Here is an 18,585-nt window from a genome sequence, read left to right on the forward strand (position 1 = left end):
CATCGCGCGCATTCAGTATTCATCGTGTTGTCGGCGACAGACCACCGACAGACTCCGGCGCGATTATAGGGAAGCCCCCTTGGGGCTTCAACCAAAGACGCAACGATTTGTCGTCACTTCGCGCTGGCTTACGACCAAATGCGGAGAACTGGTCGCTAAAGTTGTTAGCGACCTAAGTGGTTTACTGCGCGAAATCGCACACACCTATGCCGCGCCTATCCGCTCTCTTCAGCGAATATGCTCGAGGATGCCATCCAGCTCATCCAGGCTGGAGTACTGGATCGTCACCTTGCCCTTGCCCGCCTTGCCGTGACTGATCTTGACCGGTGCACCGAGCAGGTCCGCCAGGCGCGTCTCCAGCCGCGACACGTCCTGCTGTGGAGCTGCCTTGGCCGCCTTTGGCTTGCCGCTGGCCAGTTGCTTCACCAGTGCTTCGGTGGCACGCACGGTCAGATCCTTGTTGACCACTTCATGGGCCGCCTTGCGCTGCTTGGCGGCTGGCAGCGACAGCAGCGCACGGGCATGTCCCATATCGAGGTCGCCGCGTTCGAGCAGGGTCTGGACTTCGCCATCCAGGGTCAGCAGGCGCAACAGGTTGGTGACCTGGGCGCGGGAGCGCCCCACGGCGTCGGCCACCTGCTGCTGGGTCAACTCGAATTCATCGAGCAGGCGCTTGAGCGCCAACGCTTCTTCGACCGGGTTGAGGTTCTCGCGCTGGATGTTCTCGATCAGCGCCAGCGCCAGCGCCACCTCGTCGGAGACGTCGCGGATGACCGCAGGAATCACATCCAGCTCAGCCAACTGCGAGGCACGCCAGCGGCGTTCACCGGCAATGATCTCGTAGCGATCGGTGCCAATAGGGCGAACGACAATAGGCTGCATCACGCCCTGGGCGCGGATCGAGTCGGCCAGCTCCTCCAACGCCTCAGGCTGAATATCGCGCCTGGGCTGATACTTTCCTCGGCTGAGCTGACCCAGCGGCAGGCGTTCAAGTCGTTCTTCCGCCATGGCCGGCGCCACAGCATCGGCGCCGCCATCCTCGGCTTCCATCAATTCAGCGTCGACCTCGGGAAGATCCAGGCTTTCACGGCGTCTGGCGCCCGCCCCGATCAGCGCGTCCAAACCCCGTCCCAGGGCGCGTTTGCGTGTCATCGATTCATCCTCATCACAGCACGCTTTGAAAAGTCGACCGTCCCGCCGCGCGGCTACAGTGACAACCGGCGAATCAATTCCTTGGCAAGTACCCGGTGGGCCTGGCTACCCCTTGAAAAGCGCGCATACTTGGTGACAGGCAGGCCATGACTGGGCGCTTCGGCAACCCGCACGTTACGCGGTATCGTCGTCTTCAGCAGGGCATCACCGAAGTAGTCACGCAGCTGCTTGCTGACGTCTCGCGTCAAGCTATTGCGGGCGTCGAACATGGTGCGCAGGATGCCATAGATTTCGAGCCCCGGATTCACGCTGTCCTTGATCTGTTCAACCGTGTCCAGCAGCGCCGACAGCCCTTCGAGAGCATAGAACTCACACTGCAGCGGAATCAGTACCCCGTCCGCTGCCGTCAACGCATTGACGGTCAGCATGTTCAATGACGGCGGGCAGTCGATCATGACCACGTCATACTCGCCTGCCACCTCGGACAATGCCTTGCCCAGGGCACGCTCGCGCCCTTCTCCACGGTCCAGCAGCTCAACCTCGGCAGCGGTCAGATCACCATTGCCCGGAAGCAGCGCATAGCCCGCCTCTGGGCAGTCAAGGATGACTTCCACGGGGCGCTTGTCGCCCAGGATGACGTCCAGCACGCTGCCTTCGAGGCTATGCTTATCAACGCCACTGCCCATGGTGGCGTGCCCCTGGGGATCAAGATCGACCAGCAGCACCCGGCGGTCGAGCGCCGCCAGGCTGGCGGCCAGATTGACGGCAGAGGTGGTCTTGCCGACCCCACCCTTCTGGTTGGTCAAGGCGATGATTTTCGTCACGACGTCATCCTTGCGTGGAAATTCTCGGGTGGCAGGCCAGCCAAATTGGGCCCGACAGGTCGTTCCAAGGTTGAGCCTAGCGATCCCCGGCGTCGGGTTCCAGCATAACCAGTTCTCGTCCCCCATCGGCGAACGGCACTCTCAACGGATGACGTGACAACACGCGAATATCATCATCCAGCCGCTCAAGCTCGCCATCTACTGCCGGTCCTTTCATGGCCAGCCACTGGCCGCCAGGCGCCAGCAGGCTGCGTGTCATGCCGATGAAATCCTCGAGACTGGCGAAGGCACGGGAGATCAATTGGTCGTAACCGCCCGCTGGCGGCGCAAAGGACTCCACTCGGGCCTGGATCGGGGTCACCCGGGTCAACCCCAGCTCCATCACTGCCTGGCGCTGAAAGCGAACCTTCTTGCCGTTGCTGTCGAGCAGACTGATGTCCAGATCAGGTCTGAGTATTGCCAGTACCAGCCCCGGAAGACCGGGCCCAGCGCCGACATCCAGGATCCGCGGCCCCTCGACCCAGGGCAGCACGGCAGCGCTGTCCAACAGATGGCGGGACACCATTTCCAGGGGGTCTCGCACCGCGGTGAGGTTATAGGCCCGATTCCACTTGTGCAACAAGACGACCAGGGCGACCAGATGATCGACCTGGTAGGGGCTGACGGCAATCTCGAGGGTCTTGAGACCCTCGACCAAGCGGGCGCGCAGACGCCCCTCCAGCGCGCTATCGATGGACGCTGTCATCCTGTCACCACTTTCTGATCATCCAGCAGCCGACGCTTCTTGAGATGGATCAGCAGGATCGACACCGCAGCAGGGGTCACCCCACTGATGCGTCCGGCCTGAGCCAGGGTCTCGGGCCGCGCTTCCGCCAGCTTCTGGCGAATCTCGTGGGACAACCCTTCGACGCGGGCATAATCGAGATCCGCCGGCAGTGCCATGGATTCGTGGCGCTTGAGCTTGTCGATCTCGTCCTGCTGACGATCGATATAGCCTTGATACTTGGCCTGAATCTGAACCTGTTCGGCCACGGTGTCGTCACTGACAGGATCTCCCTTGGCACCCGCCACATCGGCATATCCAAGCTCGGGACGCTTGAGCAGATCCATCAGGCTGTATTCGCGACCAAGGGGTTTGCCGGTGACGCTTTCGATCGACTTCGCCGCATCGCTGCCAGGCTGAACCCAAGTGGCTTTCAAGCGTGCACTTTCCCGCTCTACCGCCTCGCGCTTCTCGCTGAAACGGGACCAGCGCTCGTCGTCGACCAGTCCCAGTTCACGGCCGTGTTCGGTCAATCGCATATCGGCATTGTCTTCCCGCAGCAGCAGCCGGTATTCGGCGCGGGAGGTGAACATGCGATAGGGCTCCTTGGTGCCCATGGTGATCAGGTCATCCACCAGCACCCCCAGATACGCTTCATCGCGTCTCGGGCACCAGGCTTCCAGGGATTTCGCCCGACGGGCGGCGTTCAAGCCTGCCAATAGCCCCTGGGCACCGGCTTCTTCGTAGCCGGTGGTGCCATTGATCTGGCCGGCAAAAAACAGGTTGTGGATAAATTTGGTTTCCAGCGAGTGCTTCAGATCCCGCGGATCGAAGAAGTCATACTCGATGGCATAGCCCGGGCGTGTGATGTGCGCACGCTCGAGGCCCTCGATGGAACGGACCACCTGGAGCTGGACGTCGAAGGGCAGCGAGGTAGAAATACCATTTGGGTATAGCTCGTGCGTATCCAGTCCTTCGGGTTCAATGAAGACCTGGTGGCTGTTCTTGTCAGCGAAACGGTGGACCTTGTCTTCAATGGATGGGCAGTAGCGAGGACCGACGCCCTCGATCACTCCCGAAAACATCGGCGAGCGATCGAGATTGTTGAAGATGATCTCGTGGGTCCGCTCATTGGTGTGCGCAATGTGGCAACTGACCTGACGAGGATGCATCTCCCGCGAACCGAGATAGGACATCACCGGCGTTGGGGCATCACCCGGCTGTTCCTCGAGTCGAGCGAAATCAACGCTCTTGGCATCAATACGCGGTGGTGTCCCTGTCTTGAGTCGGTCAACCCGGAAGGGCAAAGCGCGAAGACGTTCTGCCAATGCGTTGGAGGGCGGGTCGCCAGCGCGGCCACCGCGGCTGTTGTCCAAGCCGATGTGAATGACCCCTCCGAGGAAGGTTCCGGTGCACAGCACGACGGTGTCTGACAGGAAACGCAGCCCGGTTTCGGTAACCACGCCACGTACCGTGTCCTGTTCGACGATCAGATCACCGGCAGCCTGCTGAAACAGCGTCAGATTCGGCTGATTTTCCAGCATTCCACGAATCGCAGCCTTGTAGCGCACGCGATCGGCCTGAGCACGAGTGGCGCGCACCGCGGGTCCCTTGCGTGCATTCAGCACACGGAACTGGATACCGCCCAGGTCCGTCGCCAAGCCCATGGCGCCGCCGAGAGCGTCGATTTCCTTGACCAAATGACTCTTGCCGATCCCACCAATAGCGGGATTGCAGGACATTTGACCAAGGGTCTCGATGTTGTGTGTCAACAGCAGGGTCTGGCAACCCATGCGGGCAGAGGCCAGGGCAGCTTCCGTTCCAGCATGGCCACCGCCGATGACGATGACGTCAAAGCGGTCGGGATACTCCAAGGTTCACCTCGTTCGGCGCAGCGCGCCAGCGTCGGAAATGATGGGTCATGCAAAAATTAGCCCGCCAGTATAAACCCTCCTGTGGGTAAACGTCAGGGTTTTCCACACCCTCGTCGGCCAGATCCTCACTTGGTTTTTCTCCTATAAAAAAATAAGAAGAATAAGAAAGGAAGTTCTGTAGTGGTAGTAACTACTAGTGTGGACAAAATTTGTGGAAAACCTATAAAACCCTAATTGTTACAATGGTTTGAAATGTTGATCGATTGTTGGACAAGAGGCGTACCAGCTCTTGACGCCATGTTCTTAGGCTGTGGATGAAAGCCGAGGTTGCCCACAAGCGTGAGGGTCCACGTGTTATCCACCGTGCTCAGGCAGCGTTGTCCTCGTGACGGTGAACATTTCAGCGGATACCTCGTAGTCGGCGCCACGACTGGGTTAGCGGCGAATGCGCAAAAAAGTTGTCCACAGCCAAAAAAACGCCCTGTCGATATCTCGACAGGGCGTTTTCAGTGCTTCAGGAAGCGTTGTCAGTGCTTGAGTACCCGTGACAGGAAGCTCTGGGTACGCTCATTTTGCGGGTTGTCGAAGATATCTTCAGGCTTGCCTTGCTCCACGATTTCACCCTTGTGGATGTAGATGACCCGATCGGCGACCTCGCGAGCGAAGCCCATCTCATGGGTCACGATCATCATGGTCATGCCCTCCTTGGCGAGCTCACGCATGGCGTCCAGGACCTCACCGATCATCTCCGGATCGAGTGCAGAGGTGGGCTCGTCGAAGAGCATCAGGCGCGGCTCCATGGCCAGTGCTCGGGCCAGAGCGACGCGCTGTTGCTGGCCGCCTGACAGCTGTGTCGGATACTTGCTTGCCTGGTCCTTGATCCCGACCCTGTCCAGCAAGCGCTCAGCCGTCGCCTCAGCGGCATCTCGCGCCATGTTGCGCACTTTCATCGGCGCCAGAGTGACGTTGTCACGGACGCTTAAGTGCGGAAACAGATTGAATTGCTGGAAGACCATGCCGACTTCGGTGCGGATCGTCTGCAGGGCGCGACTGGCCTTGCCATGGGGCTTGAGATCGTTGCCATCGACGCGCAGCTCGCCCTGCTGGAATTCTTCCAGGCCATTGACGCAGCGAATCAAGGTCGACTTGCCGGAGCCACTGGCGCCGATGATCACGACCACTTCTCCCTGCGCCACTTCAAGGTCGATGTTCTTGAGCACGTGCAGGGAGCCAAAGTGCTTGTTCAACTTGCCAATGCGGACGATGGGCTCGCCCTGGGGCGTCGAAGCAGAAGACTGAGAAGCTTGGGACTGACGGTGATTTTCCATATGACGGCTCCTCACTGACCCACCAGGCCCTTGCGCTCAAGCATGCGCAGGGCAAACGACAAGGATAGGGTGATGGCGAGATACATGAGCGCCACCATCAAATAGACCTCCAGTGCGGTGAAGGTCGTCGCGATATAGATCTGGCCCTGACGTACCAGTTCTCCGACACCGATGACCGCGAACAGAGAGGTGTCCTTGATGCTGATGATGGCCTGGTTGCCGAGAGCAGGGATCATGCGTCTGAATGCCTGTGGCCAGATGATGTAGCGGAAGGTCTGGCGCTGTGACAGGCCAAGAGACAGTCCCGCTTCGCCTTGGCCGCGTTCGATGGACTGAACGCCTCCGCGCACGATTTCCGAGATATAGGCGCCTGAGTTGACGGCGATGGCAGCAATACCGGCGGTAATGGCATCGATGGGGCCTCCCAGCAGGCTGGGCAGGCCGTAAAAGATAAACAGGACCTGAACCAGCACGGGCGTGCCACGGAAGATCTCGATATAGGCCACCGCGGGAATGCGTAGCCATGCGTGTCGCGAGATTCTTAACAGACCAAAGATGATGCCGATGATAAAACCGATGGCGAGACCACCGAAGGAGATCATCAGCGTGTAGGGGATGCCGGTCAGCAGCTGAGGAATGGAGGACAGGGCTGCCGACCAGTCGAATTGAAAATTGACGTCCACGAGTGGGTCTCCGTCATGCTTATGAGATCAGGACAAGGCCGCTTGCCTTGACGCGAGGGTCGAGACTGCGCCTCGAAGTGACGTCCGGGCAGGATCGAAAAGGGCCGGTATGGCTCCGGCCCCTGGAAAGCACTGTCCTCTCGCCATCACGTTACTGCCTAGACGCTGGGCAGCCCCGTCGCGGGCAATTGGCCAGTGCTTTCACCGCGTTAAGCGGGTCTATGTCACTCGCTAGGAGCGCCGAACCACTTGGTGTGAATCTCGTCGTAGGTGCCGTCTTCCTTCATGGCTGCCAGCGCCTCGTTGACCGGCTCGACCCACTCGCTGCCCTTGACGAAGACAATGCCGTATTGCTGGCCTTCATAGAGCGGGCCTACGACCTTGACCTTGCCTTCGCCGCGAGTCTGAGAGAAGTAGCCGACATTGGGCGCATCGTAGAAGGCGGCATCGACGCTACCTCCCAGCAAGGCCATGTACATGTCAGGAGTACCCGGATACGGAGTGATCTCGGCATCTTCGCCCAGGTTTTCCTGCAGGAAGTCGTAGCTGGTAGAGCCGATCTTGGTGCCGATTCGCATTCCGGCGAGGTCGCCAATCTCTGCCACGCCTTCCTCGTCGGCGCTGACCAGAATCTTGAGACCGGAATCATAGTAGGCATCGGAAAAGTCGACGATTTCAGCGCGCTCATCGGTGATGGTGATGCCCGCAATCGCGATGTCGACATTGCCGGTCTGGACGGCTGGGATGATGCCGTTGAAGTCCATGGTGCGCAGCTCGTAGTCGAAGCCGGCACGCTCGGCCAGTTCCTTGATGATATCCATATCGAAACCGACCATTTCGCCGGTTTCCTGATCCATCATCTCGAACGGTACGAAGCTGGGATCGGTGGCCACGTTCAGGGTCTCGGCCTGGGCGGTACCGATGATACCGAAGGTCATCAGGGCAGAGGCCAGTGCGGCAGAGGTAAGGGCGGTTTTCATGGTTTTCCCCAGTTGACGTTATTGTGAAATCCGTAACTACCATGGCGAGTTGCGGCGAGGGGGTCAAGCTGGGGAAGAATCCGCTGGGCCAACGCTGGGCGTGTTGCCAGGGCCATGTCCGGGGATTGACCAGGCCGAGGGAACCGGGTCTGAAGGGAGTCTTGGGAAGACTCTAGGGAATATCTTGCCTGCAACGAATGACGCAGCCCTTGGGCTGCGTCAGATGTCTGGCTTGCGGCGGGTTACACCATGAACGATGCACCGCAGCCACAGGTCGTGGTGGCGTTAGGGTTCTGGACCAGAAAGCGAGCCCCGGCCAGGCCCTCTTCGTAGTCAATGGTCGAGCCCACCAGGTATTGGTAGGACAGCGGGTCAACCACCAGCGAAACGCTGCCGAAAGGGATTTCGGTGTCGTCGTCGTTGAAGCTGTCGGCGACGTCGAAGCCGTATTGAAATCCCGAACAGCCGCCACCTGTGACATACACGCGCAGGGCGATCTTTTCGGCACCGTCCTCGGCCATCAGCGCCTTGAGACGACGCTGTGCGTTGTCGGACAGCAGCAACGGAGTAGGAACAAAGGATTCGGCACCGCTCATGAGGAGCTCCGGGGGTCAGGTCACATGGAGTGTCATTCCAGGCGTCAGGCGCCCAAGACGAACAACACCGGGTATTATCCCTAAACCAGAGTAAAAGGGTCAACTTTTCCAAGGAGGTAGCGCCGCGCCGCCAGCGTGACGGCACGACAGCGTGTTCCTTCTCATGTCTCTCGCGACCTATCGCGCCATCTTCCCGTTGTGACCTGTCTGTCCCGGAAAACCGTCGTGGCAGGATTTCCGTCGGTCAGGGCATGATGGCTGGGGCATCGAGTCCCGCCGTCTCATCAAAGTCGAACATCAGGTTGAGCGCATGGATGGCCTGCCCCGACGCCCCCTTGACCAGGTTATCGATGACCGCGAGCACGACAACCGTATTGCCGTTGCCAGGGCGATGGACGGCGATACGGCAGAGATTGGCGCCTTTGACACTGCGGGTCTCCGGATGGCTGCCTGCGGGCATCACATCGACAAAGGGTTCATTGGCGAAGCGCTCTTCGAAGCGCTGCTGAAGGTCGCCAGGATCGCCGGTGAGCTGTCCGTAGAGCGTGGCATGTATGCCACGGATCATCGGTGTCAGGTGTGGCACGAAGGTCAGGGCAACATCCTGGCCTGCGGCATCCCCAAGACCCTGCCGTATCTCAGGTAAATGGCGATGACCAGAAGCGCCGTAGGCCTTCATGGATTCGCTCGCCTCGGCCAGCAGGGAGGGAACCTTTGCGCCTCTGCCCGCACCGGTCACCCCGGACTTGCAGTCGGCGATGAGCTGCTCAGGATCGATCAGCCCTGCTTCCAGCAGCGGCAGGAAGCCGAGCTGTACGGCGGTAGGATAGCAACCCGGTACAGCAATCAGCCGCGCTTGCTTGATCTGGTCGCGATTGACTTCCGGCAGGCCGTAGACGGCTTCTTCAAGCAGTCCTGGAGCACCATGAGGCTGGCCGTACCATTCGGCCCACACGGCAGCGTCGCGCAGGCGAAAATCTGCTGACAGGTCGATAACGCGAGTGCCGCGCTCGAGAAGGTCACCCGCCAGCGCATGAGCAACGCCGTGGGGCGTGGCGAAGAATACCGCATCACAGGCTGCGAGACGCTCTGGGTCAGGTTCACTAAAGCACAGTCCGTCATAGTGACCGCGCAGGTTGGGGTACAGTTCGGCCACGCCGAGACCTGCTTCGCTGCGTGAGGTGATGGCATCCACCTCGACGCCAGGGTGGCGAGCCAGCAGTCTGAGCAGTTCGACACCGGTGTAGCCGGTACCGCCGACGATTCCAACCTTGATCACGTGATGCTCCTTTGCACTTTGCTCTATCAGCGCATTGCCTGAACGATAAGTAGCCCATTGCCGGCGCAATAACCGGCCTGGCGCCAAGGCCCCGACGCATTCGGGAGGTCCCCGGGGCAGAGCCGAGTCATGCCAGCCGTCTGGGTGCCGGGTCCCGTTCTATGATACACAAGAGACAGTCACTTCACTCGAGCCGTGGCCACTTGGGTGTGACAGGGACCCGCCCTCTGCCTTCACGGAAGGAAACAAGGAAGCCATGCGCCTGCCAGATCTCAGTCTCGATGCCTTCCGCCGCCAGCTGGCGAGCGTCGATGCCCTGCCGCAACTCTGTGTACTGGGCATTGCGACCGGCTTGATCACCGGTAGTTTGATGGTGGTGTTTCGCCTTGCTCTGATGCTGGGGGCGATGCTGGTCATGCCCCATGACGACCCTGAGGCCTTCGAACAGCTGTCTACCGGGCTGCGCATGGTACTCCCGATCCTGGCGGTGACCATCATCGGGTTTGCGTTGTGGCGTCAGCCGTTGGCGGCCCGCAAGATTGGGGTGAGCCATGTCATCGAGCGCCTGACCTATCACCAGGGACGCTTTCCGCTGCGCAACTGGCTGAATCAATGGTGGGTCGGGGTGGTGACGGTGGTAGGCGGCCTCTCTGCCGGGAGGGAGGGGCCCGCGATTCACCTGGGCGCCGCGGCCTCCAGTGGGCTTGGCCAGTTGCTGCGCCTTCCCCACAACAGTCTGCGTGTGCTGGTGGCCTGTGGTACCGCGGCCGGTATCGCGGCTTCCTTCAATACCCCTATCGCCGGGGTGATCTTCGCCATGGAAGTGGTGATGATGGAGTACACCATTGTCGGCTTCATGCCGGTGATCCTGGCGGCCTGCATGGGGGCTCTGGTATCGCAGCTGGTGTATGGCGCCGAGCCCGCCTTCGCGGTGCCCGACCTGGCCCTGGGATCGCTATTCAATATTTATTGGATTGCCGTCATGGCCTTTGGCATCGGATTGCTGGCGGGGTTGTTCATTCACGTGTCCCGTTCCGAGAGATTGGCACGCCTGCCGCTGTGGTGGCGGTTGACGATGGTCGGTGCCCTGGCGGCGTTACTGGCCTGGTGCTATCCCCAGGTACAAGGCATCGGCTATGACAGCCTGTCAGATGCCCTGTTCAACCGGCTGGCACTCGACATTCTGTTGGCCCTGGTGCTTGGCAAGCTGCTGCTGACGGCGTTCGCGGTAGGTTGCGGTGTGCCGGTCAGCATCATTGGCCCGGTGCTGGTGATTGGCGCAGCAGCGGGAGCCATGTTCGGTCTGGCCGGGACCTGGCTGTGGCCTGAAAAGGCGGCCGATCCCGGCCTGTTCGCCATGATTGGCATGGCGGCAATGATGGGAGCGGTGCTCCAGGCGCCTCTCGCTGCGTTGATGGCACTGCTGGAGCTGACCCATATTCCGCACATCCTGCTACCGGGCATGCTTGCAGTGGTCGTTGCGGGCCTCACCACCCGGCAATTGTGTCGTTGCGATGGCTTCTTTATCAGCGTCAAGCTGCACGGCCTGCATCCGCTCCAGCAACCGTTGATGCAAGCACTGTCCCGGGTGTCGGTGCCAGCGGTCATGGAACGCAGCCTGGTGAGAACCAAGCGGCGTGTCTCCGAGGGGCAAGCTCGCGCCTTGCTGGAGGCCAAGCCTGTCTGGATCATTATCGAGCGATCCACGGATGACAAACCGACCCTTGCCCTCAAGGCCGCGGATCTGGCGCGCTACCTGATCGAGCAAGATGAGCGGGAGGCAGCGGCCAAGGATAAGGTCAGTGATCCGGACGACAGCATGATGGAAGCGTTGATAGAGGCAGAATCGCCAGCGGAGAGCATTGCCGGCAAGAACGTGGATCGCTCCCCCCTGCGCTCGCCTCCACCGGAAACCGAGCAGGCCGATGACAAGCAGGCGTTGCTCGACCTGCTGGAAATACCCGGTCAGCGACTCGACCTGGTGCCCATCCACCTACAGGCAACACTGACGGAAGCATTGAACGTGCTGAACGAAAGCAAGGTCGATGGACTCTATGTAGAACATGGTTATCGACCGAAGCAGAAACGAATTTCCGGTATCATCACCCGTGACGCCATCGAGCGGTACTACCGCCTGTCTGATTCATCCACAGCCTGAGGAGTTGACATGTACCTGTGGATAAAAGCCTTTCACCTGATGTCCATCGTGACCTGGTTTGCGGCGATGTTCTATCTCCCCCGCCTGTACGTGTACCACGCCCAGGCCAGAGACAAGGGTGAGTACGCAACCATGGACACCTTCATGGTCATGGAGCGCAAGCTGTATCGCGGCATCATGACCCCCTCCATGGTGGCTGTGCTGTTGTTTGGTGCCATGCTGGTCTGGCTCAACCCTGGCTGGATGAGTCAGGGCTGGCTGCATGCCAAGCTGGCATTGGTGGTAGCGCTGGTGGCCTATCACCATGTTTGCCTGATCTACCTGAAGCAGCTGGCAGCAGACCGCTGCCGACGCAGTGCCACGTTTTTCCGTGTCTTCAATGAGCTGCCGGTGCTGGCGCTGGTAGCGATCATCATCCTGGCTGTGGTGAAACCCTTTTGAATAGCTTGAACGCGGAATATTCACCCCATCTGCCGATAGTGCTGGTGCTGTCGGGCCATGACCCTACCGGAGGTGCTGGGCTGGTCGCTGATGCCGAGAGCGTGGCGGCTTGCGGCGGTTGGGCGATGACCATTCCTACTGCACTAACGGTACAGGATTTGCGTGATGTGCACTCGCTGCATCCGCTACCGGCTTCTGGCATCAGAGAGGCGGCCAAGGCACTGGCCTCGCTGCCGATTGCGGCGATCAAGATTGGCTTGATTGCGGATCTGGAAGGGCTCGATGCAGTGGTTGATGTGATCAAGCGGCGACCGGGAATTCCCGTGGTGGCAGATCCTGTGTTGAGAGCGGGAGGCGGAGCATCACTGGCGACCCAGGAGTTGATCGATGCCTATCGGCAGCAATTGCTCCCGATGATCGATATCCTGACCCCGAACCGTGGTGAACTGGCACGGCTGGCCGGAGCCGACTATCAGGATGACACGGAACGCTGTGTCAGCCTGATGCATCAGGGATGTCAGGCCGTGCTGGTGACCGGCACCGATGACCCCGAACCCGGCAAGGCGCGCGACACGGTGTCTCACACCCTGCACACGCCCGATAGCGATCGTCAGTGGACGTGGCCACGACTACCCGCAAGCTATCATGGGTCCGGCTGCACCTTGGCTTCCGCCTTGGCAGCGCGGCTGGCGGCAGGTGAAACTCTGGTACAGGCTTGCGAACAGGCCCAGGTCTTCGCCTGGCAGGCGCTGGCCCACGGCTGGGATCCCGGCCACGGCCAGTCGCTGCCTCGCAGGCTGTGGAAAATGCCGACGCCACGCTTTTCGCCAGACGAGGTCAAGGTATGATGGGTAGCCTGCGTCATATGTCACCGAATCGGGCAACTTGCGAGACATTTGGGCCACATTCACCGGGTTATCCCATGCCCTCCACAGGGTTATCCACAGGCCTTCATTCACCGTATCGGTGCCTAGCACCGACGACAGAACTTACACTTGGGCAAAGAGGTTTCCATGACCACATCCGCTGAGCTCTTCGAACAGGCCTGTCGGCACATCCCCGGTGGCGTCAATTCACCGGTGCGCGCGTTCAAGGGGCTGCATCGTCCGCCAGTGTTCATGGAGAGTGCGCAAGGCGCCTATCTTGTTGACGTCGAAGGCAAGCGCTATGTCGACTACGTCGGCTCCTGGGGGCCGATGATCACCGGTCACGCCGATCCTGATGTGCTTGGCGCCGTGCGTGAGCGTCTGGACAAGGGGCTGTCCTTCGGTACCCCCACCGCGGTCGAAACGACCATGGCGGACCTGATCTGCGAGATCATCCCGAGCATCGAGATGGTGCGCATGACCAATTCCGGTACCGAGGCGACCATGTCGGCGATTCGCCTGGCTCGCGGCTACACCGGGCGTGACAAGATCGTGAAGTTTGAGGGTAACTATCACGGTCACAGTGATTCGCTGCTGGTGAAGGCAGGGTCCGGCGCCTTGACCCATGGCGAGCCGAGTTCCCCTGGGGTACCCGCTGCGCTGGCTGAGCACACTATTACCTTGTCCTACAATGACAGCGACGAGGTGGAACGCTGCTTCGAGGAAATCGGTAGCCAGATTGCCTGCATCATTGTCGAGCCGGTGGCCGGCAACATGAACTGCATTCCGCCCAACCCGGACTTCCTCGAGACACTGCGTCAGGTGTGTGACCGCCATCAGAGCGTATTGATCTTTGACGAGGTGATGACCGGGTTCCGGGTGGCTCTGGGTGGCGCCCAGGCCCACTATGGGGTGACGCCTGACCTGACCTGCCTGGGCAAGATCGTCGGTGGGGGCATGCCGGTAGGCGCCTTTGGCGGCAGCCGCGAGATCATGAGCGAACTGTCTCCGTTAGGGCCGGTTTACCAGGCGGGCACCCTCGCGGGTAACCCCTTGGCGATGGCCGCGGGGGTGGCCCTGCTGAAGAAATTGCGTGAGCCTGGCTTCCATAATGCGCTGGCACAGCGTGTCGAGACCCTCTGCAACGGCTTGGAAAGCCGGGCAAGAGCGGCGGGTGTGGATCTCATCACGCAGCGTGCGGGGGGCATGTTCGGCCTGTTCTTCACCGCCCAAAGCAGCGTGGAGAACTTTGCACAGGCCACTGCCTGTGATGCGGATGCCTTCCGCCGTTTCTTTGCCGCCATGCTGGATCAAGGGGTCTATCTGGCGCCCTCCGCTTATGAGGCCGGTTTCATGTCCAGCGCTCACACGCCGGAAGATATTCAGCGTACTCTGGACGCCGCAGAACACGCCTTTGCACAGATGACGACCCAGGCCTGAAAGGAGCCGACCATGACTGGCAATGACGCCGCTTCGCCGGACACCGCGCTGGAGCCCTTTACCCTGGAAGAACTGCTGGATGTGCTGGCAGAGTTTCACGCCGAGCCGTTGCCGCCCGAGGTGGCACTGCCCGATGCGCTAAGCGTGCTGAAACAACGCAGCGAGGCAGAACACAGCGCCTGCAAGGCCCTGCTGTCCGGTGACGAGGACGTACAACGTCTGGCGTCACTCAAGGTGTGGCTGGACCAGGAGTTCGATCGACTGGCCCCGATCATCGAAGTTCGCCAGGACCGTTTGCGCCCGAGCCGCTGGTACATGGAGTATTCCGATGTACGGCTTTGCGATAACGGCCGCCTGGTGGTGGCCCAGAGTGCTGCCCAGGACCCGCAGCCCTTTGACTATCCTGAGATGGCCGACCCAGGCCATGATCTGGCAAGCCTCAGGGTTGAGCTGGAGCTGCGCGGAGAGATGACGCTGTCGCATCAGGCTCTGGACGGTTACCTGCGCCGCAGTGGCGACTACGAGCTGGCGCGGATTCTGTCGCTGCTGCAGGTCATCGAGGCAATGGCGGGCATGCGTCGTGTGCTGCAACGTCGCTTCACGTCGGGTCATGAGCGACCCGCGCTGATGGCCGAGACCATGAATGCGTTCCGTCGCTATCTGACGTTGGCGGAGCGACATGCCGAGTTCCGGTTCCCTCCGTTGGTGATCGGTGTAGGCGTCTCCGGCAGTGGCAAGAGCCGCTTCACCAAGACACTGGTGGGTCGCCTCGGAGCGGTAAGACTGAGTTCAGACGTGCAGCGCATGTTGCTGCATGGCTTTAGTCCACAGGCCGAGGGCGATGGTCTGCCTGTGGATATCTACACCCGAGAGGCGACAGACAAGACCTATCAGCGGCTGGCGACCTGTGCGGGTATCCTGCTGGATGCCGGCTATATGGTGTGCGTCGACGGGACCTTCCTCGAGCGCGGTCAGCGTGAGCTGTTGCGATGGCAGGCGGAAGCCAGAGGCCTGCCGGTACTGCTGGTCAGCTTTGAAGCCGATGACGAGACCCTGCGACGTCGTATCAGCAAGCGGGCGGTTCGCAATGAACGGGACGAATCACTGAGTCTTGCCGTGCTGGCAGCGCAGCAGGATGCGTTCGAGGACTTCACTGACGAGGAAAGGCTGCATCTGGTGCGCCTCGATAGTACAGCAGACAACGCTGCAGAGACCTTGGCAAGCCTGATTGAAGAGCACATTCGCGTCCTCTAGTTGGCGCGATGGTGGTAGCGAGTGGTCGGCGCGACGATGGCAGCGAGCTAGCGGAACCCGTGAGCGCCTACCCTAGCCTTGACGATCACATCATTGACTGTGGCATGAGTGCAGAGCACGGACGCCGGCATTGCCGGCGTCCGTTCTTCTTTTGATCAGCGCATGGCAGTGCTACGCCTGGGGGGCGGGGCGCCGAGGTTCTGGCGAGCCCAGTTGACGGCTTGCAGGCGGTTGCTGACCCGAATCTTCTTGAACACGTTATAGAGGTGGGACTTTACCGTGTGTTCGCTGACGCAAAGACGCTCGGCGATTTCCATGTTGGACGCCCCCGACCCCAGCAGGCCGATGATTTCCATTTCCCGCTGGGTCAGTCCACAGGCAGGACGATAGGCATTGAGCTGCTGGCGTCGCGAAAACTCGATGAGTCGGGTCATCAGCGACCGCGACATCCACAGGTCGTCGGACTCGAACAGCTTGGCGATCCCCTTGCAGATGCTCTCCAGGCTGTCTTGACGATAGAAGACACCACGTAGATGCATGAAGGAGAGCACCTCCAGCGCATGCTCTTCATCACGCAGGTTGAAGGCAGTGAGCAACAGCCCATGATGGTGAGAGCTGACATCCTGCCAGTGCTGCATGGCGGCATCGTCCACATGGTCGGCATCCATCAACACCAGCACCGGCTGGGAGTCATCGACATCAATGGTGTCGGCAGGTGCAGCGATGGATACAGGGCAGTGGAACTGATCCTTGATGTAATTGATAAAGAGCAGCGACTGAGGGTTGTGGTCAGTCACCAGCACTATCTGTCCTGTGGCGTGGCTCATCGTCGTGTCTCCGTGCATCCGCTGCCGCCTGCCCTCGGCGGATGGGCATGACTAAGTCGTGTTGGTCATTATGCGCCTATTTTATATCTTTTGTAAGATTCTGTAACACCTGCACAGTAAAGTTTGCCAAAAAACGGCTCCTGTAAAGAAAACAACGACCGGACGAGGGGCTCTACCCGCCGTCGACGGCATGATATGGCGGCTTTTTTCTGGTTCACGTATCAGTATTTGTGCTGAATCGGAACTCATCTTGCCCATGCTAGAGTATAGGCAAACATTCCGGCGTATCGCCGGGGATTTCAAGATACTTTCCACCAATGAGCGAGACCATGAGCCACCTGACAGAACTCGTGCTGGCAAGCGGCAATGCCGGCAAACTAAGGGAGCTGGGCGAGATGTTGGCCCCCTTGGGTATCAAGGTGCAGGCCCAATCGGATTTCGACGTGAAAGAGGTCGAGGAGACGGGGCTGACGTTTGTCGAGAACGCCTTGCTCAAGGCGCGAGAAGCCAGCCGAGTGAGTGGCCGTCCAGCCCTGGCTGACGATTCAGGACTGGCAGTGGATGCCCTGGCCGGACGTCCGGGGATCTATTCGGCGCGCTTTGCTGGCGAGCCCAAGGATGATGCCCGCAACAACGATACATTGCTTGAGGCGCTGGCCGACGTGCCTGAAGGCAGCCGTGGTGCCAGCTACTGGTGCGTACTGGTATTGCTTGAGCATCCCGAGGATCCCGTGCCGTTGATCGTGCAGTCTCACTGGCGCGGCGAAATTCTTGCCCATCCGCGCGGGCAGGGCGGATTCGGCTATGATCCGCTGTTCTGGCTTCCTGATCAGGGCGCAACGGCGGCAGAGCTGAGCGCTGCCGAAAAGAACCGGCTCAGCCACCGCGGTCGTGCCTTGTCTCAGCTGCTGGCCGAACTCGAACGGACCAAGCAGTGACGATGGCTACCCTGCCCCCACTGTCGATGTACGTGCACGTACCCTGGTGCGTGCGCAAATGTCCGTACTGTGATTTCAACTCACACGGCGTTGGCCGACAGGCAGAGTTGCCGGAAGAGGCGTACCTGTCTGCCTTGTTGGCCGATCTCGACAACGACGCTGGTCTGGCCCAGGGGCGTGAGCTCACCAGTATCTTTATTGGTGGAGGGACGCCGAGCTTGATGTCCGGCCACTTTTATCAGCGTCTGCTCGATGAAGCGCGCAAGCGGCTGCCCTTTGCCGCTGACATTGAAATCACCCTCGAGGCCAATCCAGGGACCCTCGAGAGGGGGCGCTTCGCGGCCTACCGAGAGGCGGGTATCAATCGTCTTTCCCTGGGGGTCCAGAGCTTTCATCCGGAACAGCTCAAGGCCTTGGGGCGTATCCACAGCGGTGAAGATGCGCTTCACGCGGTGACCGAGGCGCGCGAGGCGGGCTTTGATAATCTCAATCTGGATCTGATGCATGGCCTGCCCGGGCAGACGCCGCAGCTGGCTCTGGCAGATCTCGAGCAGGCCATTGCCCTGGCGCCGGAGCATCTCTCCTGGTACCAACTGACGCTGGAACCCAACACCGAGTTTCATGCTCATCCGCCGACGCTGCCCGAGGAAGAAGTGCTCTGGGATATCCAGGATGAAGGTCATGAGCGCCTGGAGGCCGCTGGCTTTCAACGCTATGAAATTTCAGCCTATGCCCAGTCAGGCAGACGCGCGAGACATAACCTCAACTACTGGCGCTTTGGGGATTATCTTGGCATCGGTGCCGGGGCTCACGCCAAGATCAGCCAACCCGGCGCGACCGGGTTCGCCATCGAGCGGCGCTGGAAGACCCGCCAGCCAGAGGCGTATCTGCGCCGCTTGAACGATCCCCGGGGCTTCATTGCTGGACATCGACGTGTCACAGATGATGAGGTGGCGCTGGAATTCGCCATGAACGCACTGCGTCTGGTGGAGGGCGTACCGGTTGAGACCTGGCAGGCGTGCACAGGACGTCCGTTTGATGAACTGTCGCCGAAGATCGACAGGGCGCGTGAAAAGGGACTTATTGTGCAAGATGCCGCCAGGGTTCAAGCTTCTGCCCAAGGTCTATTATTCTTGAACGACCTTTTGACCCTGTTCAGCGATGACTGAAAGGGACGATGTA

The 18,585-nt window shown here is 60.3% G+C and carries 17 protein-coding genes; 7 read left to right on the forward strand and 10 right to left on the reverse strand.

The features are described 5' to 3' along the window. Positions 1–228: 228 nt before the first annotated feature. The 9 genes from KUW18_RS05280 to argC all read right to left on the reverse strand — a co-directional run bounded on the left by KUW18_RS05280 (position 229) and on the right by argC (position 9,479). Positions 229–1,152 (reverse strand): ParB/RepB/Spo0J family partition protein, encoded by a 924-nt coding sequence (locus KUW18_RS05280; RefSeq protein WP_206942067.1) that lies wholly within the window; start codon positions 1,150–1,152, stop codon positions 229–231. A 53-nt stretch (positions 1,153–1,205) separates the two neighbouring features. Further along, positions 1,206–1,976 carry a ParA family protein gene (locus tag KUW18_RS05285; protein WP_206942068.1) on the reverse strand — a complete coding sequence of 257 codons (771 nt, stop codon included), beginning with the start codon at positions 1,974–1,976 and terminating at the stop codon, positions 1,206–1,208. Positions 1,977–2,052: 76 nt separating this feature from the next. Beyond that, positions 2,053–2,721, reverse strand: coding sequence for a 16S rRNA (guanine(527)-N(7))-methyltransferase RsmG (rsmG, locus tag KUW18_RS05290; RefSeq protein WP_222486902.1), 669 nt, complete (start codon positions 2,719–2,721; stop codon positions 2,053–2,055). Continuing rightward, complete coding sequence (gene mnmG / locus KUW18_RS05295; protein WP_206942070.1) at positions 2,718–4,613, reverse strand: tRNA uridine-5-carboxymethylaminomethyl(34) synthesis enzyme MnmG; 1,896 nt, start codon at positions 4,611–4,613, stop codon at positions 2,718–2,720. Before mnmG ends, rsmG begins: the two co-directional genes overlap by 4 nt. Before the next feature lie 527 nt (positions 4,614–5,140). Beyond that, complete coding sequence (locus tag KUW18_RS05300; RefSeq protein WP_261317389.1) at positions 5,141–5,941, reverse strand: amino acid ABC transporter ATP-binding protein; 801 nt, start codon at positions 5,939–5,941, stop codon at positions 5,141–5,143. Positions 5,942–5,952: 11 nt separating this feature from the next. Then, on the reverse strand, positions 5,953–6,624 hold the full coding sequence (locus KUW18_RS05305) for an amino acid ABC transporter permease (RefSeq protein WP_206942071.1): 672 nt from the start codon (positions 6,622–6,624) through the stop codon (positions 5,953–5,955). A 224-nt stretch (positions 6,625–6,848) separates the two neighbouring features. Beyond that, entirely contained in the window at positions 6,849–7,604 is a 756-nt protein-coding gene (locus KUW18_RS05310; protein WP_206942074.1) for a transporter substrate-binding domain-containing protein, read from the reverse strand. Between the two features lie 242 nt (positions 7,605–7,846). Beyond that, the gene (erpA, locus tag KUW18_RS05315) at positions 7,847–8,200 is read right to left on the reverse strand and encodes an iron-sulfur cluster insertion protein ErpA (protein WP_206942076.1); all 354 of its coding nucleotides are present in this window, start codon (positions 8,198–8,200) and stop codon (positions 7,847–7,849) included. A gap of 244 nt (positions 8,201–8,444) precedes the next feature. Beyond that, positions 8,445–9,479, reverse strand: coding sequence for an N-acetyl-gamma-glutamyl-phosphate reductase (gene argC / locus KUW18_RS05320; protein WP_206942078.1), 1,035 nt, complete (start codon positions 9,477–9,479; stop codon positions 8,445–8,447). 256 nt (positions 9,480–9,735) lie between these two features. Between argC and KUW18_RS05325 the strand changes: the two genes are divergently transcribed. From KUW18_RS05325 to KUW18_RS05345, 5 genes are all read left to right on the forward strand, one after another. Beyond that, a complete protein-coding gene (locus KUW18_RS05325) occupies positions 9,736–11,637 on the forward strand; it encodes a chloride channel protein (protein ID WP_206942080.1) in 1,902 nt (633 codons plus the stop codon). 9 nt (positions 11,638–11,646) lie between these two features. Then, complete coding sequence (hemJ, locus tag KUW18_RS05330; RefSeq protein ID WP_222560957.1) at positions 11,647–12,078, forward strand: protoporphyrinogen oxidase HemJ; 432 nt, start codon at positions 11,647–11,649, stop codon at positions 12,076–12,078. Continuing rightward, positions 12,075–12,926, forward strand: coding sequence for a hydroxymethylpyrimidine/phosphomethylpyrimidine kinase (locus KUW18_RS05335; protein WP_224851922.1), 852 nt, complete (start codon positions 12,075–12,077; stop codon positions 12,924–12,926). The genes hemJ and KUW18_RS05335 overlap by 4 nt, the downstream gene beginning before the upstream one ends. Before the next feature lie 165 nt (positions 12,927–13,091). Beyond that, positions 13,092–14,384 carry a glutamate-1-semialdehyde 2,1-aminomutase gene (gene hemL, locus KUW18_RS05340; RefSeq protein WP_222560958.1) on the forward strand — a complete coding sequence of 431 codons (1,293 nt, stop codon included), beginning with the start codon at positions 13,092–13,094 and terminating at the stop codon, positions 14,382–14,384. 12 nt (positions 14,385–14,396) lie between these two features. After that, positions 14,397–15,638 (forward strand): AAA family ATPase, encoded by a 1,242-nt coding sequence (locus KUW18_RS05345; RefSeq protein WP_206942086.1) that lies wholly within the window; start codon positions 14,397–14,399, stop codon positions 15,636–15,638. Between the two features lie 155 nt (positions 15,639–15,793). Here KUW18_RS05345 and KUW18_RS05350 read toward each other — a convergent pair whose 3' ends face one another. Beyond that, complete coding sequence (locus KUW18_RS05350) at positions 15,794–16,465, reverse strand: LuxR C-terminal-related transcriptional regulator (protein ID WP_222237905.1); 672 nt, start codon at positions 16,463–16,465, stop codon at positions 15,794–15,796. 329 nt (positions 16,466–16,794) lie between these two features. On the opposite strand from KUW18_RS05350, the gene rdgB reads away from it, so the two are divergent. Further along, positions 16,795–17,403, forward strand: a complete 609-nt coding sequence (gene rdgB, locus KUW18_RS05355) for an RdgB/HAM1 family non-canonical purine NTP pyrophosphatase (RefSeq protein WP_222560959.1) — start codon at positions 16,795–16,797, stop codon at positions 17,401–17,403. Positions 17,404–17,405: 2 nt separating this feature from the next. Further along, complete coding sequence (gene hemW, locus KUW18_RS05360) at positions 17,406–18,572, forward strand: radical SAM family heme chaperone HemW (RefSeq protein ID WP_222162513.1); 1,167 nt, start codon at positions 17,406–17,408, stop codon at positions 18,570–18,572. Positions 18,573–18,585: the final 13 nt, after the last annotated feature.

Source organism: Halomonas sp. DP5Y7-2 (assembly GCF_019802025.1).
Taxonomy (GTDB): domain Bacteria; phylum Pseudomonadota; class Gammaproteobacteria; order Pseudomonadales; family Halomonadaceae; genus Halomonas; species Halomonas litopenaei_A.

What these genes read in the sequence shown, in the direction of transcription:
- erpA (WP_206942076.1), bottom strand. Translation starts at nt 8,200, where the DNA reads ATGAGCGGTGCCGAATCCTTTGTTCCTACTCCGTTGCTGCTGTCCGAC.
- hemW (WP_222162513.1), top strand. Translation starts at nt 17,406, where the DNA reads ATGGCTACCCTGCCCCCACTGTCGATGTACGTGCACGTACCCTGGTGC.
- rdgB (WP_222560959.1), top strand. Translation starts at nt 16,795, where the DNA reads ATGAGCCACCTGACAGAACTCGTGCTGGCAAGCGGCAATGCCGGCAAA.
- KUW18_RS05350 (WP_222237905.1), bottom strand. Translation starts at nt 16,465, where the DNA reads ATGAGCCACGCCACAGGACAGATAGTGCTGGTGACTGACCACAACCCT.
- KUW18_RS05345 (WP_206942086.1), top strand. Translation starts at nt 14,397, where the DNA reads ATGACTGGCAATGACGCCGCTTCGCCGGACACCGCGCTGGAGCCCTTT.
- KUW18_RS05280 (WP_206942067.1), bottom strand. Translation starts at nt 1,152, where the DNA reads ATGACACGCAAACGCGCCCTGGGACGGGGTTTGGACGCGCTGATCGGG.
- rsmG (WP_222486902.1), bottom strand. Translation starts at nt 2,721, where the DNA reads ATGACAGCGTCCATCGATAGCGCGCTGGAGGGGCGTCTGCGCGCCCGC.
- KUW18_RS05310 (WP_206942074.1), bottom strand. Translation starts at nt 7,604, where the DNA reads ATGAAAACCGCCCTTACCTCTGCCGCACTGGCCTCTGCCCTGATGACC.
- hemJ (WP_222560957.1), top strand. Translation starts at nt 11,647, where the DNA reads ATGTACCTGTGGATAAAAGCCTTTCACCTGATGTCCATCGTGACCTGG.
- hemL (WP_222560958.1), top strand. Translation starts at nt 13,092, where the DNA reads ATGACCACATCCGCTGAGCTCTTCGAACAGGCCTGTCGGCACATCCCC.
- KUW18_RS05325 (WP_206942080.1), top strand. Translation starts at nt 9,736, where the DNA reads ATGCGCCTGCCAGATCTCAGTCTCGATGCCTTCCGCCGCCAGCTGGCG.
- KUW18_RS05300 (WP_261317389.1), bottom strand. Translation starts at nt 5,941, where the DNA reads ATGGAAAATCACCGTCAGTCCCAAGCTTCTCAGTCTTCTGCTTCGACG.